This window comes from Streptomyces sp. NPDC059874, from assembly GCF_042731135.1.
Taxonomy (GTDB): Bacteria; Actinomycetota; Actinomycetes; order Streptomycetales; family Streptomycetaceae; genus Streptomyces.
Genome location: NZ_JBHWJY010000045.1, coordinates 38,238 through 55,677, shown reverse-complemented (window position 1 = coordinate 55,677; position 17,440 = coordinate 38,238). Strand labels below are relative to the sequence as shown.

Genomic DNA, 17,440 nt, shown 5'->3' with positions numbered 1-17,440 from the left:
GGCCCGGAGACTTTCACAGTCTCCGGGCCTCTGGCGTTCAGCCGAGTCCGGCGATCACGTCCCGCAGGCGGCGGGCGTCGCGCAGCCGCTTCTCGTACGTCGCCCCCACCGCCAGCAGCAGCAGTCCCGCCAGCGCCGGCGGCACCCAGCGCGGCAGCGCCCCCGCCACCTGCACCACGTACGGGGCCAGCTCGTGCAGCGCCACCACCGCCAGCACCGCGCCGCCCAGCAGCAGCGGGGCCTGGAGCCGGCGCCGGGCGCCCGCCAGGGTCACGGCCAGCGCGGCCACGCCCAGCAGGAGCGGGCGCACCCAGTCCGGATCACCCCAGGCCGCCAACAGGCTCGGCACCAGGGTCGCGGACAGCCCGGGGCCGTACGCCGTCCACGAAGAGGCCGAGGGGTCCTTGCGCCGCCGCAGCAGGCCCACCGCCAGGGCGGGCAGCGTCACCGGGAGGGTGTACGCCTCCGGCGCCGTGACCCCGGAATCGGCCAGCCGGACCCACGTCGCCGCCACGAACAGCGCCCCCGCCGCCCAGCCCAGTACGCGCCGCTCCGGCCGTACCGCCGCCCCCGCGCAGACCACCCCGAGCAGTGCCAGGACCAGGGCCAGTGTCCCGGCCCGGCCGGCCGACAGGGTCACCGCCAGGGCGCCGGCCGCGCCCGCCGCGATCTCCGCGGGCAGCCGGGCGCCGCCGAGCCGCGGCCCGAGCGCCGCCACCCCGGCCGGGACCGCGAGCACCGGGAGCGCCCACCACACCACCGCCAGGTCCGTGAGGGCCGCCGCGGCCACCAGCAGCCCCGTCGTGTAACCGACGGCGCACGCCGCCGCCCCGGCGCGGGCCCAGCGCGCGGCGGGCCCGTACGCCGCCGCGACCGCGCCGAGCGCGCCCAGCAGCCCCCACACCGCGAAGGTCGCCAGCCGGCCGTCCAGCGCGCCCAGGGACACGTTCGCGGCCCCGACCAGCGCGCACACGCCGGCCGCGATAGCGGTCCCGCGCGCCGGGGACCGCAGCGCGAGCAGCCCGGCCGCCGCCGTCACCGCCAGCTGCGCGGCGAACACCATCGCCACCGGGAAGCCCAGCAGCACCGGAGCCGTGAACAGCCCCGCCCAGGCGAGGACCGCCGCCACCGCCGCCGGCTCCGGCCGGGACAGCACCCGCGACAGCCACCAGGCGGCCCCCGCCGTCAGCAGCAGGCCCACCGTGACGGCCGCCCCCGCCCCGTACGGATCCGCGGCCGGGGTCGTCGCGGCCCACACCTCGTCCAGCACCCGGACCCGGCCCAGCAGCGCCGGAGCCACCGCCAACCACCCGGCCGCCGCCGTCAGGGCGCCCACCACCGCGCCGGCCCGGCCCAGCCCCCGCCGGACCTGCGCCGGGAGCCCGTGGACCCGTACGGTCGCCAGCAGGGGCAGCGCCACCAGCAGGTGCACCACCACCGACCAGGCGGGATCGAGTTCCGGTCGGGACACGCCGCCCAGGGCCACCACCGCCAGGAGCCCGCCCACCAGCGCCGCGACCCAGGCGCGCGGCTCCCGCCAGGCCACGGCCACCGCGAGGGCCGCGCCCGCCAGCAGCAGCGCCGACGGGGGCCACGCCTCCGACGCCGAGGCCGCCGACCAGGACTCGGACACCCCGATCAGCAGCGCGGCCGCGGCCGAAACGGCGGCGGGGAGCCCGGCCCACCGCAGCCGCAGCGCGAGCGCCGCGTCCAGTGCGGCCGTCGCCAGCAGCGCCCAGGCGAGCTCCAGCGGGTCCGCCTGCGCGGCCAGGGCCGCGAGCGGCAGCGGGAGCTGGGCCGCCAGAACCGCCGCCGGCAGCGGGATGCGCAGTGCGCGCAGGGCCATCCCGTACCCGGCCCAAACGGCGGCCAGCACCGCGGCCGCCCCCGCCGCGTACGCCCGGGGATCGACGTCCGGCCGGCCGACCGCGTACAGCGCGTACGCGTCCAGCACCGTCAGCAGCAGCCCCACCGCCGCGACCGACTCCGCCGTCGAGCGCAGCCCACGGCGCAGCAGCCACGCGGGCGCGGCCAACGCCGCCGCCGTCACCGCGCCGAGCACCACCGCGCGGCCGGCGATCCCGAGCGAGCCCCAGCTCACCAGCGTGAACGCCAGCGCGGCCACCGCCAGCAGGACGGCGCCGAGGGTGAGCAGCACGTTCTGCGCGCTCGGAGCGGAGGCGTCGTTCGCGGGCCCGGCCGGCGAGCCGGCCACCAGGGCGGGGGGCGCCTGCATCGGCCCGGCTGCGTGCAGCAGCCGCAGCAGCCAGTCCCTGCGGGCCAGCAAGTACTGCCGGCGGGTGTCCAGTTGAGTCAACTCGCGGTCGATGAGCGCCAGCTCTTCGGTCGGTGACAGGGGCGTGTTCATATCCGGAGTGTGGCGGCGGTCACGTGGTCAGAACATGGGTGTGCGTACTCAGATGTGCCCTGAGTACGTACGAAGCGGGCCCACGCGAACCCGACGCGCGCCACACTGGATCCATGGACCGCAGCCACCGGGACCGCTGGAACCGCTACCGATTCCGCAGTGTGTGGGACCTCGACGCCCCGCCCGCGCGGGTCTTCGCCGTACTGGAACTCCCCGGCGAGTACCCGCGGTGGTGGCCCCAGATCCGCCACGTCGAGGAGCTCGACGAGCGCAGCGGCACCGCCACCATCCGCTCGGCCCTGCCGTACTCCCTCCACGTCACCGCCACCCGGCTCCTGCACGACCCGCGGCGGGGACTCCTGGAGGTGGCCCTGCGCGGCGATCTCGACGGTTGGGCGCGGTGGACCGTACGGCCGCGCGGTCGGGCGACCGGCGCCCCGCGCACCCGGGCACTGTACGAGCAGGAGGTCGAGGTGCGGCTGCCGCTGATGCGGCTGCTCGCGCTGCCGGGGAGGCCGGTGTTCCGGCTCAACCACGCCCTGATGATGCGGGCCGGGCGACGCGGTCTTGCGGCCCGGCTGGCCCGCTCACCGGAAGCGGTTTGAACCAGCCCCAAGGCTTCTGTATTGTTCAGTGCGTTCCCGGGCGATTAGCTCAGCGGGAGAGCACTTCGTTCACACCGAAGGGGTCACTGGTTCGATCCCAGTATCGCCCACCGGGACAGGCCGGTCCGTCTTACGACGGACCGGCCTTCCGCATTTCACGGACGTGACCGCCACAGCACTAGGCCGCCGTCGACAGGTCCGGCCGCAACGGCCAGTGCGGGTCCACCGGCTCCGGCGTGCCCTGGCGCGCGAACCACGCCTGCAGGCCGCGCGCCTGTGCCGCGTGCCACACCGCCTGCAGCGTGTGCAGTTCGGCCGGGGTCAGCCGCTCCAGGCGCGCCGCGAACCGGCGGCCCACCGCCCGTACGAGCTCCAGCGAGGCCTGCGCGTCGGCCGCCGCGTCGTGGGCGCCCTCCAGCTCTATCCCGTAGTGCGCGCACAGGTCCGTCAGCGTCCGGCGGCCCTTGCGGTACCGGTCCAGATGCTTGTCCAGCACCCGGGGATCCAGCACCGTCAGCGGCCGGTTGTCCAGGTACCGGGCCAGCGAGGACGCCCGGTGCCGGCGCAACTCCCGGTCCAGCAACGTCAGATCGAACGGCGCGTTCATCACCACCACCGGGCGGCCCGCCACCTGCTGCTCCCCGAGCGCCCGGGCTATCTCCTCCACCACCGGGGCCGGCCAGCGGCCGTGGAGTTGCAGGTGCTCGTCGGTGAGGCCGTGCACTTCCGTGGCGCCCGGGGGCACCGGAATCCCGGGATTGACCAGCCAGCGCGTGGTGCGGACCCGGCCGCCCGCACACTCCTGGACGATGAGCGCGGCGGACACGATCCGGTCCTGCTCGACGTCCACCCCGGTCGTCTCGGTGTCAAATGCGGCCAGCGGGCCCTCGTACCAGCGTGTCATGGCGAACTCCTCGTCCACGGTCGGCAGATGGCGGCGCCCGGATCACGCCGTCCTTGCCCGAATCGGTGATACCCGGGCTGTTTGCCGCGTACGCCGTTTGCGGGAACCCGGGTGCGGAGACAACACCCCTGGGGGGCCGTACACATGACCGGTCATCACCCCACCCACCAGACACGGCAGAGCCCGGAAGGCATGGGGAGCCGGCCATGGCGCTCGCGCAGCCCGAACCGAGCGGGGTGCCGGCGTTGCAGATCGATCCGCGCACCGGAGAGCCGGGCGCAGCGCGGAACGGACCGCTGCGCGGCACGCTCGCCACCACCGCCTGCATGGAGACCCTTCAGGTGGGATACCTGCACGCCGTCGCCGCGGCGGCCGGTTGCTCGCTCTCGCAGCCCTTTCCCGACAACGGCATCGACTGGCACGTCAGCCACGGCGCCCCCGAACACGTCGTAGACGACGAGGTCACCATCAAGGTGCAGTTGAAGGCGACGTACCAGATACCGCCGAGGCCGGCCGGGCCCACGTTCGCCTTCACGCTCGACAACGAACACCTGGTGAAACTGGCCCGCACCCCGGTCGCCGTCCACAAGATCCTCGTCGTGATGCTCGTCCCGCGCGAGCGCGACCAGTGGCTCGCCGCCGGCCACGACCGGCTCGACCTGCGGCACTGCTGCTACTGGACCAACCTCGCGGGACACCCCGTGACCGGCCGGCGCCGGACCACCGTACGGATCCCGACCACGCGGATCTTCGACGACCGCGCGCTGTGCGAGATCATGACCCGGGTCGGGTCGGGAGGGACACCCTGATGCACTGGAACCCGCCGCACCTCGAACCGCTGCCGCCCCCGGAGTTCGCGGACCCGGCCGTGCCCGACCCCGGGGAGGTCGACCCCGCGGTGCTGGGCGCGCTCCTGCACCGGCACGGCTGGTTGCGGCGCGGCGGGGCCGCCGGACGCTACGGGCGTTGGACGCCGCCGGCCGCCGCCCACCGCGCGGGCGGCTCCGGTACGAGCCTGCTCGTACCGGAGAACAGCGCCTTCCCCGACTGCGCGGACCTGCTGGAAGAGGCGCTCACGGCGCTCTCGCGCAGCGGGCTGCCCTCGGCGCGGGAGGTGCTGTACGGGCTGAGCGTGCCCAGCGACGAGATCCGCTGGGAGCGGGAGATCCCCCAGGGACCGCAGCGCCTCCAGGGCGAGGCCGACTGGACGGCGCAGGAGCAACTGCGCTCGGCGGCCCGGCGGGTGCTGATGGCAGGCGCCCTGGCGGACAGGGCACGGGCCGGCTACTACGGGGCCCGCCACCGCGGACAGGCCGAACGGGCGCTGGACGGGGTGCTGGTGGGGCCCTCGCCGGGCGGCCGCCGACTCACCGCGTACGTCCCCGTGGACGGGGGTCGGGGCACGGTGAAGCGGTTGCACCACGCCCTGCACGCGGCCCGCGAGGCCGTGGACTACCGGCGGGCCACCGGCGGCATGGAGGCCTTCGACGCGGCGGTGGAGGCGGGGGTCAGCCGGGAGCTCGCGGACGGGCTCATCGCGCTGGTCCGGGGCTCGGAGGGAGCACGGATCACGCTCGCGTGGGCGCCCGCCGCGGGGGTCCCGGCGGGGTGCGCGGCGCGGCCCGAGCCGGTGGAGTTCTCCCCGGGCGACCTCCTGGTACTGCGGGAGGCCGCGGCCCGCTACACCCGGGACGAGCCCGCGGTCACGGTGCGGGTGGTGGGCACGGTCGTACGCATGCGGCGCTCCGCGCCGGGCGGCGGCGGGACGGTACGGCTGCGGGTCCTCGCCGGGGCGGAGGTCTCGTCGATCCGGGCGGAGCTGGACGAGGAGGCGTACCGGGTGGCGGGCCACGCGCACCTGGTGGGCCTGCCGATCAAGCTGACCGGGCGACTCCACCGCCGGGGCGGCTTCCGCCGCCTGACACACGCGGCCGGTGTGACCCCTGTCCCGCTGGACGAGGTCGAGCGCGACCGGCTGATGAAGTCCCTGGACACGACGTTCGACCCGACGGACGACTAGGGCCTGTCGTCCTTGACGGCCACGGGACGGGGGACTGCCCGCTCACTTCCGTCGTACGGATGACCCGGTGCGGGAGAAGGAGGCCATCCGCAGGCCCGGGGCGGGGGAGAAGTCCGCGCCGCGGGTGAATCCCAGGCGCTCGTAGAGGGCGACCGCGGGGGTGTTGTCCGCCCCCGTCGTCACCGTGGCGGTGCGGTCGGCCGGTACGTGGCCCAGCAGCAGCGACGCGATGCCCCGGCGGAACCAGGCCGGGTCCACGCAGAGCCGGTCGACGCACACGCTGCCGTCGGCCTCTTCCGCCCAGGCGAGGAAGCCGGCGATCTCCCCGCCCTCGCAGACGGCACCGACCCAGTTCAGCTCCTGCGCCCGCATTTCCGCGAGGCTCTCGCGCAGCGCCGGGATCCCGTCGAAGCCGATGAGCTCCGCCTCCACCGCGTACGCGGCGCGCCCGATCCGGTGCACGGCGGCCGCGGTGACATCGTCGGCGAGGTCCAGCGGGCGTATCTGCGGGCTCGGCATACGGACCACGCTACCGTCGCCGCGGCCACAGCCGGCGCGGGCCCGGGCCGGGGCTTGGGGTGGGGCGGGGCCCCTCCGGGGCGGGGAGATCCGCCCAGCCGGTAACCGTTTAGCGGCGCGGCCACTCCGCTCGGTACGATTCAGGCGCGCAGCGTTCGCTCGCGCACCCCCTGAGTCAGGAGAGACCGGTGTCAGACGTCCGTGTGATCATCCAACGCGATTCCGAGCGGGACGAGCGCGTGGTGGCCACGGGCACTACGGCGGCGGAGCTCTTCGTCGGCGAGCGCACCATCGTCGCCGCGCGTGTCGCCGGCGAGCTCAAGGACCTCAGCTACGAGGTGAAGGACGGCGAGACCGTCGAGCCGGTGGAGATCTCCTCCGAGGACGGCCTGAACATCCTTCGCCACTCGACCGCGCACGTCATGGCGCAGGCCGTGCAGGAGCTGTTCCCCGAGGCCAAGCTGGGCATCGGCCCGCCGGTTCGTGACGGCTTCTACTACGACTTCGACGTGGCCCGGCCCTTCACCCCGGAGGATCTGAAGGCCGTCGAGAAGAAGATGCAGGAGATCCAGAAGCGCGGGCAGCGGTTCGCGCGGCGCGTGGTCACCGACGAGGCGGCCCGCGAGGAGCTCGCGGACGAGCCGTACAAGCTGGAGCTCATCGGCATCAAGGGTTCGGCCTCGACCGACGACGGCGCGAACGTCGAGGTGGGCGGCGGCGAGCTGACCATCTACGACAACCTTGACGCGAAGACCGGCGAGCTGTGCTGGAAGGACCTGTGTCGCGGTCCGCACCTGCCGACCACCCGGAACATCCCGGCGTTCAAGCTGATGCGCAACGCGGCGGCCTACTGGCGCGGCAGCGAGAAGAACCCGATGCTCCAGCGCATCTACGGCACCGCGTGGCCGTCGAAGGAGGAGCTGAAGGCCCACCTCGACTTCCTCGCCGAGGCCGAGAAGCGCGACCACCGCAAGCTCGGCAACGAGCTGGACCTCTTCTCCATCCCGGACGAGATCGGCTCCGGCCTCGCCGTCTTCCACCCGCGCGGCGGCATCATCCGCCGGACCATGGAGGACTACTCGCGCCGCCGGCACGAGGAAGAGGGCTACGAGTTCGTCTACTCCCCGCACGCCACCAAGGGCGCCCTCTTCGAGAAGAGCGGTCACCTGGACTGGTACGCGGAGGGCATGTACCCCCCCATGCAGCTCGACGGTGGTACCGACTACTACCTCAAGCCCATGAACTGCCCGATGCACAACCTGATCTTCGACGCGCGCGGCCGCTCCTACCGCGAACTGCCGCTGCGCCTGTTCGAGTTCGGCACCGTGTACCGGTACGAGAAGTCGGGCGTCGTGCACGGCCTGACCCGCGCCCGGGGCTTCACCCAGGACGACGCGCACATCTACTGCACCCGTGAGCAGATGGCGGAGGAGCTCGACCGCACGCTCACCTTCGTGCTGAACCTGCTGCGCGACTACGGTCTGACCGACTTCTACCTGGAGCTGTCCACCAAGGACCCGGAGAAGTTCGTCGGTTCGGACGAGGTGTGGGAGGAGGCCACCGCCGTCCTCCAGCAGGTCGCCGAGAAGCAGGGCCTGCCCCTGACCCCCGACCCGGGCGGCGCGGCCTTCTACGGCCCGAAGATCTCCGTGCAGGCGCGCGACGCCATCGGCCGTACCTGGCAGATGTCCACCGTCCAGCTCGACTTCAACCTGCCCGAGCGCTTCAACCTCGAGTACACCGCCCCGGACGGCTCGCGCCAGCGCCCGGTCATGATCCACCGCGCGCTCTTCGGCTCGATCGAGCGGTTCTTCGCCGTGCTGCTGGAGCACTACGCGGGCGCCATGCCGCCGTGGCTGGCCCCGGTCCAGGCGGTCGGCATCCCGATCGGCGACGGGCACGTCGAGTACCTGCAGGAGTTCGCCGCGGCGGCGAAGAAGCAGGGTCTGCGGGTCGAGGTGGACGCCTCCTCCGACCGCATGCAGAAGAAGATCCGCAACCACCAGAAGCTCAAGGTCCCCTTCATGATCATCGTCGGTGACGAGGACATGGCCGCGGGCACCGTGTCCTTCCGCTACCGCGACGGTTCGCAGGAGAACGGCATCCCGAAGGACGAGGCGCTGGCCAAGCTGGCCAAGGTCGTCGCGGACCGCGTCCAGGTCTGATCCTCAGGGTGGGGCCCCCGGGAAGTGATCACTTTCCGGGGGCCTTCTCCGTCCGTACCGGCAAGGTCATATGCTTGCCGCCATGACGAGTGAGCCGGAGCAGCAGAACGGCGTTGGCACGCATGACGGGTTCCAGCGCCTGTGGACCCCGCATCGGATGGCCTACATCCAGGGCGAGAACAAGCCCACCGGCCCCGAGGCCGGCGACGGGTGTCCCTTCTGCGGGATTCCGGAGATGTCCGACGAGGACGGGCTGGTCGTCGCCCGCGGCAAGCACGTCTACGCGGTGCTCAACCTCTACCCGTACAACGGCGGCCACCTCATGGTCGTCCCGTACCGGCACGTCGCCGACTACACCGATCTGGACTCCCTGGAGACCGCCGAGCTGGCGGACCTCACCAAGCGGGCCATGGTCGCGCTGCGCAAGGCGTCCGGGGCACACGGATTCAACATCGGCATGAACCAGGGCAGCGCCGCCGGTGCCGGCATCGCCGCGCACCTGCACCAGCACATCGTGCCCCGCTGGGGCGGGGACACGAACTTCATGCCGATCGTCGGTCACACCCGCGTCCTGCCGCAGCTCCTCGCGGACACCCGGCAGATGCTCGCGGACGCCTGGCCCACGGGCTGATCAGGCGGCGCGGGCCGCGCGCCACTCCTCCAGTACACCCTCGACGTCGAACTCGGTCAGGTTCAGCGGCGGCCCCGGCGCCGGCATGCGCAGGGCCGCGGCGATCTTCTCGTTGACCTCGGTGAGGATCGCCCGGACCTGGCGCTCGGACCGGGCAGCACGGGCCGCCTCCAGCGCGTCCTCGGCCTCCTTGCGCAGCGCGAGGGCCGGCGGCAGGGCGGCGAAGCCCTCGCGGTGCATCTTGCCCTTGATCCACCACAGCTCGTCGTACGGCGCGTCGAGCGAGGCCAGCGGCTTGCCGAAGCCCGGCAGCTCCTCGAACTCGCCGCGATCGGCGGCCTCCCTGATCTGCCGGTCCACCCACGACTCGATGTCGACGCCAGGCGGTTTGCGCTCGGTCACGGTGCCCCCTCGGGGATGCGACGGCCTCGGTGGCTCCAGCCTACCCAGGCCACCCCGCCCGGCACGGGCCCGCGTAGGGTCGGTGACCATGATCACGCGATTCGGCGACGAGTTCCTGTCCGAGGCGGAGCTCCACGCGGCCTGGGGCGCCGCGCAGCTGCAGGCCCTGACCGACTTCCTGACCGAGGGGCCCTGGACGGCGGACCTGGAAGCCTGCCTGTACCGCCAGGGCGGCCTCGCGCTGCGGGTCTCGGTCCTGGGCACCTATGACTCGGACGAGCAGTCGTGGATGTGGGGCTGGGCCAACCCGGGTCTGCGCGGCACCGAAGCCGTCGCCCTGGCGGCCGCGGTGGAGCGTTACGGACGGGCCCGTGGCATAGCCGAGTTCACCGAGGAGACCCTGGACCTGTCGGGCTTCCCCGACCCGCGGATCGCGGCGGAGACCCTGGCCTTCGCCGGCATGGGCGTGGCCGAGGCCCCCGGCTACATCGGCGTCGAGGCGGGACCCGGCACGCGGGTGTACTTCCTGCCGGACGACCCGCAGGTCCCCCGGGCCCCACTGGATCCGGTCTCCCTGCCGCGGACCCTCGTCACCGGGGCCTCGCTGATCGGCCATGCCCCCCGCCGCGTCGTCACCGGGTACTTCGACCATCACGGTGTTCCGGTGCACGAGACCGGGGACCGGGTCACGGCCGAGCTGCCCGGCGGGGGCGCGGCGCGGATCGACTTCGACGCGCTCGGCCGCATCGCGGAAGTGAGCCTCACCGCGCGGCCCTGACCCGCCGGGCCGCCGGCCGTCGGCCCCGTCGCCGCCGGCCTGCTCCCGCTACGCGTCGTAGACGTCCGCCTTGCGCGGGGCCGGCTCCTGGATGAGGCCGCTCATGATCGAGGATCGGTTGGTGAAGCGGTCGGTGTCGACGCCGTTCTCTTCGAGGACCCGGAAGGTCGCGGCGTGGACCGCGCGCAGCACCGGGGCCACCGTGCGCAGGGCGTCGTCGGCCATGAAGCGGTGGCGCCACATCGAGCCGGCCCACACGTGCCGGATGCCGAAGGGCTCGGGCAGGACCAGTTTGCCGCCGAAGTAGTCCAGGAGCGGCGGGAACCAGGTCAGGGGGGCGCGGACGGCGAGGCGTACGACCTCGCCGGCGTCCACCAGCGGCTGCGGGCGCTCGACCGTCTCCCAGAAGCGGATGCTCTTGGGGACCTCTATCACGGGCGCCTTCGACTTGGTCGTGAACAGGCCGTGTACGGGCCCCAGCGCGTGCGCGGTGACGTCCACGCGCAGCGTCTTGTAGAGCACGGTGACGGTGACCAGCATGTTGATGACGAGCTGGCCGTCCCAGAGCGGGTACTGGATGCCCAGGTAGTGCCGGTTGCCGGAGCTGAACTGCTGCTCGTTGCAGATCCGGGTGATCTCGTGCGGCTTGATCAGGAAGTTGTCGATGTTCTCACCGGCGGGGCGGGCCACTTCGGCGGCGCCCTCGCCGATCGGCGTGACGATCCAGTGCTGGATCGCGGCCGTGGGGAAGCCCCCGGTGTGCAGCGGGCCGCGCTCCAGCTTGCGGAGCTCGGTGTCGATCGCCCGTATGACGTCCCAGCTGCGGAAGGGGTGGATCTCGGCGCCCTCCGTCATGGGCGTGAGCTCCTCGGCCATCTGCCAGCTGCCCCAGCGGGTGCCCATGCCGAGGATGCCCTTGGGGCCCGCGTAGAAGACCTGGTTGCTGCGGTCCTCCGCGGTCAGTTTGGCCAGCTGGTGGCGCAGGTCCTCGCGGGCCTTCTCGTCGGGGTTGCCGGGCACCGCCTCCGGGATCTTCGCGCCGACCCCGTCACCCGCCAGCAGCCCGTCCCAGCGGGCGCGCAGGTCGGCGGCGGTGGACTCGCACAGCCGGCGGGCGAGCAGCCAGCCCAGGGCCGGGGCGATCACCATGCCCCGCAGGTAGAGGCCGAGGAAGCCGGTGAGGGGCAGTCGGAACATCAGTACCGCCACCACGACGGCGATGCCGACCAGCACCGCCGTGCCCATCCAGGAGGCGCGCTTGCCCTCGCCGGCGGCCAGGGTCTTGCGGAGCTGGAAGAGCCCCAGCCACAGCAGCAGGCCCGGCAGGAACAGCACACCACAGACCAGCATGATCAGCCGGAGCTTGCGGTCGCGCTCCTTGCGGATGCGGGTGGCGGCCAGGCAGTGCTCGACGACCGTCTGCGGGTCGGCCCCGAAGGACTGGATGAGCGGCTTGCGCGTGGAGGCGAGCGTGCGGGCCTCGACGGCGCGGCAGAAGGCCTCGCCGAGGTTGGGCTCGAAGAGGGATATCTTGCCCGGTTTGACCGTGGCGGGGTGGTTCTCGCTGTTGGCGGTGAGTATCGCTGCGAGTTTGGTGTCCCCGCCGCCGTCGCGGTAGGCGGCCGAGGCCAGGGCGTTGGTCGCCGCCGTCTGCCCGCCACCGCCTTGGAGAGGAATCTGCGCTCCGGGCCTGAAGTCGAATCCGTCGTCCGCCACCGCTGCCCCCATCGCTGTGCGTTCGTGCTCTTTGGTGCGCCGACGAGCCTATCGGCGGATCTCGCCCCATGGTCATGGGACAGGGAAATGCCGCCCACCGCAAGCTGGTTGGCGGGCGGCCACTCCCGACGCTATGTCAGTCAGCTTCCCTTCTCGGCCTGTTCGCGCACCTTGTCCGCGATCTGGGGCGGCATCGGCTCGTGCCGGGCGTAGGCCCGGGCGAAGCGGCCCGTGCCGTGCGAGACGGAGCGCAGCTCCACGGCGTACCGGCCGATCTCGATCTCCGGGATCTCGGCGCGGACCCGGGTGCGCCCGGGACCCGCCTGGTCGCTGCCGACGACACGGCCGCGACGGCCCGCGAGGTCGCTCATGACCGGGCCCACGTACTCGTCCGGGACCAGGACGGCGAGCTCGGCGACCGGTTCGAGCAGGTCGATGCGGGCCTCCGCGGCGGCCTCGCGCAGGGCCAGCGCCCCGGCCGTCTGGAAGGCCGCGTCGGAGGAGTCCACCGAGTGCGCCTTGCCGTCGAGGAGGGTGATGCGCACGTCGACCAGCGGATAGCCCGCGGCGACCCCGCGCGCGGCCTGCGCGCGTACGCCCTTCTCCACGGACGGGATGAACTGGCGCGGCACCGCGCCGCCGACCACCTTGTCCACGAATTCGATGCCGCTGCCCGGCGGGAGCGGCTCGACCTCGATCTCGCAGATCGCGAACTGGCCGTGGCCGCCGGACTGTTTGACGTGCCGGCCGCGCCCGGCGGCCTTGCCGCCGAAGGTCTCGCGGAGGCTGACCTTGTGCGGTACGGCGTCGACCTGGACGCCGTACCGGGTGCGCAGCCGCTCCAGGGCGAGGTCCTGGTGGGCCTCGCCCAGGCACCACAGCACGACCTGGTGGGTGTGCGGGTTCTGCTCCAGCCGCATCGTCGGGTCCTCGGCGACCAGCCGGGCCAGGCCCTGGGAGAGCTTGTCCTCGTCGGCCTTGCTGTGCGCCTCGATGGCGAGGGGCAGCAGCGGGTCGGGCATGGCCCAGGGCTCCATCAGGAGCGGGTCGTCCTTGGCGGAGAGGGTGTCGCCGGTCTCCGCGCGGGTGAGTTTGGCCACGCAGGCCAGATCGCCGGCGATGCAGTGGTTCAGGGTGCGCTGCTGTTTGCCGAAGGGGGAGCTGAGCGCGCCGATCTTCTCGTCGACATCGTGGTCCTCGTGGCCCCGGTCGGCCAGACCGTGACCGCTGACGTGGACGGTCTCCTCGGGGCGCAGGGTGCCGGAGAAGACGCGGACGAGGGAGACGCGGCCGACGTACGGGTCGGAGGAGGTCTTGACCACCTCGGCGACCAGCGGGCCGTCCGGGTCGCAGGTGACGGCGGGGCGGGGGGAGCCGTCGGGGGTGGTGACGTTCACGGCGGGGCGTTCCGGGGGAGTGGGGAAGCCGCCGGTGATCAGTTCCAGGAGTTCCACGGTGCCCAGGCCCTGCTTGGCTCCGTCCGCGGCGGGAGCCGCCATCAGGACGGGGTGGAAGGTGCCGCGGGCGACGGCGCGCTCCAGGTCGTCCACGAGGGTCTTGAGGTCGATGTCCTCACCGCCGAGGTAGCGGTCCATGAGGCTCTCGTCCTCGCTCTCGGCGATGATCCCCTCGATGAGGCGGGACCGGGCGGCGCCGATGACGGCGAGCTCGGCCGGGTCCGGGTCGCGCTCCACGCGCGCGCCGGAGGAGTACTCGTACACGCGCTGGGAGAGCAGGCCGAGCAGGCCGGTCACGGGGGCGTGGCCATCGGCGCCCGCGGGGCCGTGCAGGGGGAGGTAGAGGGGGATGACGGCGTCGGGATCGTCGGCGCCGAAGATCTCGCCGCAGACGGTCGTCATCTGGTCGTAGTCGGAGCGGGCGGCCTCCAGGTGGGTGACGACGATGGCGCGCGGCATGCCCACGGCCTCGCACTCGTCCCAGACCATGCGGGTGGCCCCGTCCACGCCGTCGGAGGCGGAGACGACGAAAAGGGCCGCGTCCGCGGCGCGCAGACCGGCCCTGAGCTCACCGACGAAGTCGGCGTATCCGGGGGTGTCCAGGATGTTGATCTTGATTCCGCCCCATTCGACGGGGACGAGGGAGAGCTGGACGGAGCGTTGTCGGCGGTGCTCGATCTCGTCGTAGTCGGAGACGGTCCCGCCGTCTTCGACCCGGCCCGCCCGGTTGACCGCTCCGGAGGTCAGGGCGAGGGCTTCGACCAGCGTGGTCTTGCCGGATCCGCTGTGGCCGACCAGCACGACGTTCCGTACGGACGACGGCCGGTCGGCCGTCAGTGCCCTGCCGGCGGCTCCGGCTTGGTGTGATGTGGCTCCCATGATTCTCGTGCCTCCCGGTGGTGACGGTGAGGAGGTGGGTGTCCTTTGAGCTTTGCACCGCTGTCACACCGCGTCCATACGTCGTACCGCGGACGGCCCGGCAGGCGGCCCGGCAGGCGCCCGTGGCGGGAAGGAAGTCCGAAGCGGACCGAACCGGTGGGTGCGCGGCGTCCGCGGGGCGGCGTGCCGGCTACGATGGGCCAGCCGGTGGCCGTGGTGGCCGTGCGGCCCAGCGACCCTCCGGGAAGGCCATGCTGAACAAGTACGCGCGTGCATTCTTCACGCGTGTTCTCACGCCATTCGCCGCTTTTCTGCTCCGGCGGGGGGTGAGCCCGGACGCGGTGACCCTGATCGGCACCGCCGGAGTGGTGGCCGGAGCGCTGGTCTTCTTCCCCCGAGGAGAGTTCTTCTGGGGCACCATCACCATCACCCTCTTCGTCTTCTCCGACCTGGTGGACGGCAACATGGCCCGCCAGGCCGGCGTCTCCAGCCGCTGGGGCGCCTTCCTCGACTCCACCCTCGACCGGGTGGCGGACGCGGCGATCTTCGGCGGGCTCGCGCTCTGGTACGCGGGCACCGGGAACGACAACGCCCTGTGCGCGGTGGCGATCTTCTGCCTGGCCAGCGGCCAGGTGGTCTCGTACACGAAGGCCCGCGGCGAGTCGATCGGGCTGCCGGTGGCCGTCAACGGGCTCATCGAACGGGCCGAGCGCCTCGTGATCTCGCTGGTCGCGGCCGGCCTGTCCGGGCTGCAGACCTTCGGCGCGCCCTCCTGGATCGGCGTGCTGCTGCCGATCGCGCTGTGGATCGTCGCGGTGGGCTCGCTGGTCACGCTGATCCAGCGGGTGGTCACCGTACGGCGCGAGTCGGCCGAGGCGGACGCGGCGGCCACGGCTCCCGAGGGCGGTGCCGCCTGATGGGCAAGGCACAGGACAAGCTGGTCGACGGTCTCTACGGGCTCGGCTGGGCCGGGGTGAAGAAGCTCCCCGAACCGGCCGCCGTGGCCCTCGGCCGCCGCATCGCCGACTACGCGTGGAAGCGCCGCGGCAAGAGCGTGCTGCGCCTGGAGTCGAACCTGGCCCGGGTGGTGCCGGACGCCACGCCCGAGCGGCTGCGCGAACTCTCGCAGGCCGGAATGCGCTCGTACATGCGGTACTGGATGGAGTCCTTCCGACTGCCGACGATGGACCCGAAGCGGTTCGGCGAGGACGTCCAGCTCAAGGACGACCACATCCTGCGCGAGGCCATCGCCTCCGGGCGGGGAGTCATCGCCGCCCTCCCGCACCTGGCCAACTGGGACCTCGCCGGGGCCTGGGTCACCGGGCACGTCGGCGTCCCCTTCACCACGGTCGCCGAACGCCTCAAGCCCGAGAGCCTCTACGACCGCTTCGTGGCCTACCGCGAGAGCCTGGGCATGGAGGTGCTGCCGCACAACGGCGGCGCCGCCTTCGGCACCCTCGCCCGCCGGCTCCGCTCCGGCGGCCTGATCTGTCTGGTCGCCGACCGGGACCTGTCGGCCTCCGGGGTCGAGGTGGACTTCTTCGGTTCGACCGCGCGCATGCCGGCCGGGCCGGCGCTGCTCGCGCAGCAGACGGGGGCCGTACTGCTCCCGGTGACCCTGTACTACGGGGACTCGCCGAAGATGTACGGCCGCATCCACCCCGAGGTGGAAGTGCCGAAAACGGGTACCCGGGTCGAGAAGACCGCCGCCATGACCCAGGCGCTGGCGGACGCCTTCGCGTGGGGGATCGGCGAGCACCCGGAGGACTGGCACATGCTGCAGCGGCTTTGGCTGGACGATCTGACCGACCAGGGGGAGCGCCCGTAGTGAAGATCGGCATCGTGTGCCCGTACTCGTGGGACGTGCCGGGCGGCGTCCAGTTCCACATCCGGGACCTGGCGGAGCACCTGATCCGCCTCGGCCACGAGGTGTCGGTCCTGGCCCCGGCCGACGACGAGACGCCCCTGCCGCCGTACGTGATCTCGGCCGGCCGGGCCGTCCCCGTCCCGTACAACGGCTCCGTCGCCCGCCTCAACTTCGGGTTCCTCTCCGCCGCGCGGGTACGCCGCTGGCTGCACGACGGCACCTTCGACGTGATCCACATCCACGAGCCGGCCTCGCCCTCGCTGGGACTGCTGTCCTGCTGGGCGGCGCAGGGGCCGATCGTGGCCACCTTCCACACCTCGAACCCGCGCTCGCGGGCCATGATCGCGGCGTACCCGATCCTCCAGCCGGCGCTGGAGAAGATCAGCGCGCGGATCGCGGTGAGCGAGTACGCGCGGCGCACCTTGGTCGAGCACCTGGGCGGGGACGCGGTGGTCATCCCCAACGGCGTCGACGTGGACTTCTTCGCGAAGGCGGACCCCAACCCCGCCTGGTCCGGCCAGACCCTGGGCTTCATCGGCCGCATCGACGAACCCCGCAAGGGCCTGCCCGTCCTGATGGCGGCCTTCCCGAAGATCGTGGAGGCCTGCCCGGACGTACGCCTCCTCGTCGCGGGCCGCGGAGACGAGGAGGAAGCGGTGGCCTCCCTCCCCGCCGACCTCCGCTCCCGCGTCGAATTCCTCGGCATGGTCTCGGACGAGGACAAGGCGCGGCTGCTGCGCAGCGTCGACGTGTACGTCGCCCCGAACACCGGCGGCGAGAGCTTCGGCATCATCCTGGTCGAGGCCCTCTCGGCGGGCGCGGCGGTCCTGGCCTCCGACCTGGACGCCTTCGCGCAGGTCCTGGACCAGGGCGGCGCGGGCGACCTCTTCACCAACGAGAACGCGGACGCCCTCGCGGCGGGCGCCATCGCCCTCCTCCGCGACCCGGCCCGTCGCGCGGAACTCAGCGCCCGGGGCTCGGCCCACGTCCGCCGCTTCGACTGGTCCACGGTCGGAGCGGACATCCTGGCGGTCTACGAAACGGTCACGGACGGCGCGGCGGCGGTGGCCACCGACGAACGCGTCCCGCTGCGCACCCGGCTGGGCCTGTCGCGGGACGCCTAGCCCGG

15 protein-coding genes and 1 tRNA gene are annotated in these 17,440 nt (G+C 72.9%); 10 read left to right on the top strand and 6 right to left on the bottom strand.

From position 1 onward, the window contains the following. Positions 1-37: 37 nt before the first annotated feature. Complete coding sequence (locus ACFV9H_RS24620; RefSeq protein ID WP_385401863.1) at positions 38-2,368, bottom strand: SCO7613 C-terminal domain-containing membrane protein; 2,331 nt, start codon at positions 2,366-2,368, stop codon at positions 38-40. A gap of 113 nt (positions 2,369-2,481) precedes the next feature. Between ACFV9H_RS24620 and ACFV9H_RS24615 the strand changes: the two genes are divergently transcribed. Further along, positions 2,482-2,973, top strand: coding sequence for an SRPBCC family protein (locus tag ACFV9H_RS24615; protein ID WP_385401861.1), 492 nt, complete (start codon positions 2,482-2,484; stop codon positions 2,971-2,973). 38 nt (positions 2,974-3,011) lie between these two features. Beyond that, a tRNA-Val gene (locus ACFV9H_RS24610) sits at positions 3,012-3,083 on the top strand. Positions 3,084-3,151: 68 nt separating this feature from the next. Here ACFV9H_RS24610 and ACFV9H_RS24605 read toward each other — a convergent pair. Further along, a complete protein-coding gene (locus tag ACFV9H_RS24605) occupies positions 3,152-3,877 on the bottom strand; it encodes a 3'-5' exonuclease (RefSeq protein ID WP_385401859.1) in 726 nt (241 codons plus the stop codon). A gap of 206 nt (positions 3,878-4,083) precedes the next feature. Here ACFV9H_RS24605 and ACFV9H_RS24600 point away from each other — a divergent pair, with 206 nt between their 5' ends. Together ACFV9H_RS24600 and ACFV9H_RS24595 are read left to right on the top strand one after the other, a co-directional pair. After that, positions 4,084-4,686 carry a DUF4365 domain-containing protein gene (locus ACFV9H_RS24600; protein ID WP_385401856.1) on the top strand — a complete coding sequence of 201 codons (603 nt, stop codon included), beginning with the start codon at positions 4,084-4,086 and terminating at the stop codon, positions 4,684-4,686. Next, on the top strand, positions 4,686-5,897 hold the full coding sequence (locus tag ACFV9H_RS24595; RefSeq protein WP_385401853.1) for a hypothetical protein: 1,212 nt from the start codon (positions 4,686-4,688) through the stop codon (positions 5,895-5,897). Before ACFV9H_RS24600 ends, ACFV9H_RS24595 begins: the two co-directional genes overlap by 1 nt. Before the next feature lie 42 nt (positions 5,898-5,939). Here ACFV9H_RS24595 and ACFV9H_RS24590 read toward each other — a convergent pair whose 3' ends face one another. Beyond that, the gene (locus ACFV9H_RS24590; RefSeq protein ID WP_385401851.1) at positions 5,940-6,416 is read right to left on the bottom strand and encodes a GNAT family N-acetyltransferase; all 477 of its coding nucleotides are present in this window, start codon (positions 6,414-6,416) and stop codon (positions 5,940-5,942) included. Between the two features lie 188 nt (positions 6,417-6,604). Between ACFV9H_RS24590 and thrS the strand changes: the two genes are divergently transcribed. Both thrS and ACFV9H_RS24580 read left to right on the top strand, forming a co-directional pair. Continuing rightward, complete coding sequence (thrS, locus tag ACFV9H_RS24585) at positions 6,605-8,581, top strand: threonine--tRNA ligase (RefSeq protein WP_385401850.1); 1,977 nt, start codon at positions 6,605-6,607, stop codon at positions 8,579-8,581. Positions 8,582-8,651: 70 nt separating this feature from the next. Continuing rightward, entirely contained in the window at positions 8,652-9,212 is a 561-nt protein-coding gene (locus ACFV9H_RS24580) for an HIT family protein (protein ID WP_385401848.1), read from the top strand. Here ACFV9H_RS24580 and ACFV9H_RS24575 read toward each other — a convergent pair whose 3' ends face one another. Then, on the bottom strand, positions 9,213-9,614 hold the full coding sequence (locus ACFV9H_RS24575) for a DUF1992 domain-containing protein (protein ID WP_385401845.1): 402 nt from the start codon (positions 9,612-9,614) through the stop codon (positions 9,213-9,215). Between the two features lie 88 nt (positions 9,615-9,702). On the opposite strand from ACFV9H_RS24575, the gene ACFV9H_RS24570 reads away from it, so the two are divergent. Further along, the gene (locus tag ACFV9H_RS24570; protein WP_385401842.1) at positions 9,703-10,392 is read left to right on the top strand and encodes a DUF6882 domain-containing protein; all 690 of its coding nucleotides are present in this window, start codon (positions 9,703-9,705) and stop codon (positions 10,390-10,392) included. Positions 10,393-10,440: 48 nt separating this feature from the next. On the opposite strand, the gene ACFV9H_RS24565 is transcribed toward ACFV9H_RS24570, so the two are convergent. Further along, positions 10,441-12,108, bottom strand: a complete 1,668-nt coding sequence (locus ACFV9H_RS24565; RefSeq protein ID WP_385401841.1) for a hypothetical protein — start codon at positions 12,106-12,108, stop codon at positions 10,441-10,443. A gap of 140 nt (positions 12,109-12,248) precedes the next feature. Continuing rightward, on the bottom strand, positions 12,249-14,444 hold the full coding sequence (locus ACFV9H_RS24560; RefSeq protein WP_385401838.1) for an elongation factor G-like protein EF-G2: 2,196 nt from the start codon (positions 14,442-14,444) through the stop codon (positions 12,249-12,251). Between the two features lie 251 nt (positions 14,445-14,695). Here ACFV9H_RS24560 and pgsA point away from each other — a divergent pair, with 251 nt between their 5' ends. From pgsA to ACFV9H_RS24545, 3 genes are read left to right on the top strand one after another with little or no spacing between them, the layout of a single operon-like run. Further along, positions 14,696-15,361, top strand: a complete 666-nt coding sequence (gene pgsA / locus ACFV9H_RS24555) for a phosphatidylinositol phosphate synthase (RefSeq protein WP_385401835.1) — start codon at positions 14,696-14,698, stop codon at positions 15,359-15,361. After that, positions 15,361-16,272: a phosphatidylinositol mannoside acyltransferase gene (locus ACFV9H_RS24550; protein WP_385401833.1), complete on the top strand. Its 912-nt coding sequence runs from the start codon at positions 15,361-15,363 to the stop codon at positions 16,270-16,272. The genes pgsA and ACFV9H_RS24550 overlap by 1 nt, the downstream gene beginning before the upstream one ends. Next, entirely contained in the window at positions 16,272-17,435 is a 1,164-nt protein-coding gene (locus ACFV9H_RS24545) for a glycosyltransferase family 4 protein (RefSeq protein WP_385401831.1), read from the top strand. Before ACFV9H_RS24550 ends, ACFV9H_RS24545 begins: the two co-directional genes overlap by 1 nt. Positions 17,436-17,440: the final 5 nt, after the last annotated feature.

What these genes read in the sequence shown, in the direction of transcription:
- ACFV9H_RS24600 (WP_385401856.1), top strand. Translation starts at nt 4,084, where the DNA reads ATGGCGCTCGCGCAGCCCGAACCGAGCGGGGTGCCGGCGTTGCAGATC.
- ACFV9H_RS24605 (WP_385401859.1), bottom strand. Translation starts at nt 3,877, where the DNA reads ATGACACGCTGGTACGAGGGCCCGCTGGCCGCATTTGACACCGAGACG.
- pgsA (WP_385401835.1), top strand. Translation starts at nt 14,696, where the DNA reads ATGCTGAACAAGTACGCGCGTGCATTCTTCACGCGTGTTCTCACGCCA.
- ACFV9H_RS24570 (WP_385401842.1), top strand. Translation starts at nt 9,703, where the DNA reads ATGATCACGCGATTCGGCGACGAGTTCCTGTCCGAGGCGGAGCTCCAC.
- ACFV9H_RS24595 (WP_385401853.1), top strand. Translation starts at nt 4,686, where the DNA reads ATGCACTGGAACCCGCCGCACCTCGAACCGCTGCCGCCCCCGGAGTTC.
- ACFV9H_RS24620 (WP_385401863.1), bottom strand. Translation starts at nt 2,368, where the DNA reads ATGAACACGCCCCTGTCACCGACCGAAGAGCTGGCGCTCATCGACCGC.
- ACFV9H_RS24580 (WP_385401848.1), top strand. Translation starts at nt 8,652, where the DNA reads ATGCTTGCCGCCATGACGAGTGAGCCGGAGCAGCAGAACGGCGTTGGC.
- ACFV9H_RS24560 (WP_385401838.1), bottom strand. Translation starts at nt 14,444, where the DNA reads ATGGGAGCCACATCACACCAAGCCGGAGCCGCCGGCAGGGCACTGACG.
- ACFV9H_RS24550 (WP_385401833.1), top strand. Translation starts at nt 15,361, where the DNA reads ATGGGCAAGGCACAGGACAAGCTGGTCGACGGTCTCTACGGGCTCGGC.
- ACFV9H_RS24590 (WP_385401851.1), bottom strand. Translation starts at nt 6,416, where the DNA reads ATGCCGAGCCCGCAGATACGCCCGCTGGACCTCGCCGACGATGTCACC.
- ACFV9H_RS24615 (WP_385401861.1), top strand. Translation starts at nt 2,482, where the DNA reads ATGGACCGCAGCCACCGGGACCGCTGGAACCGCTACCGATTCCGCAGT.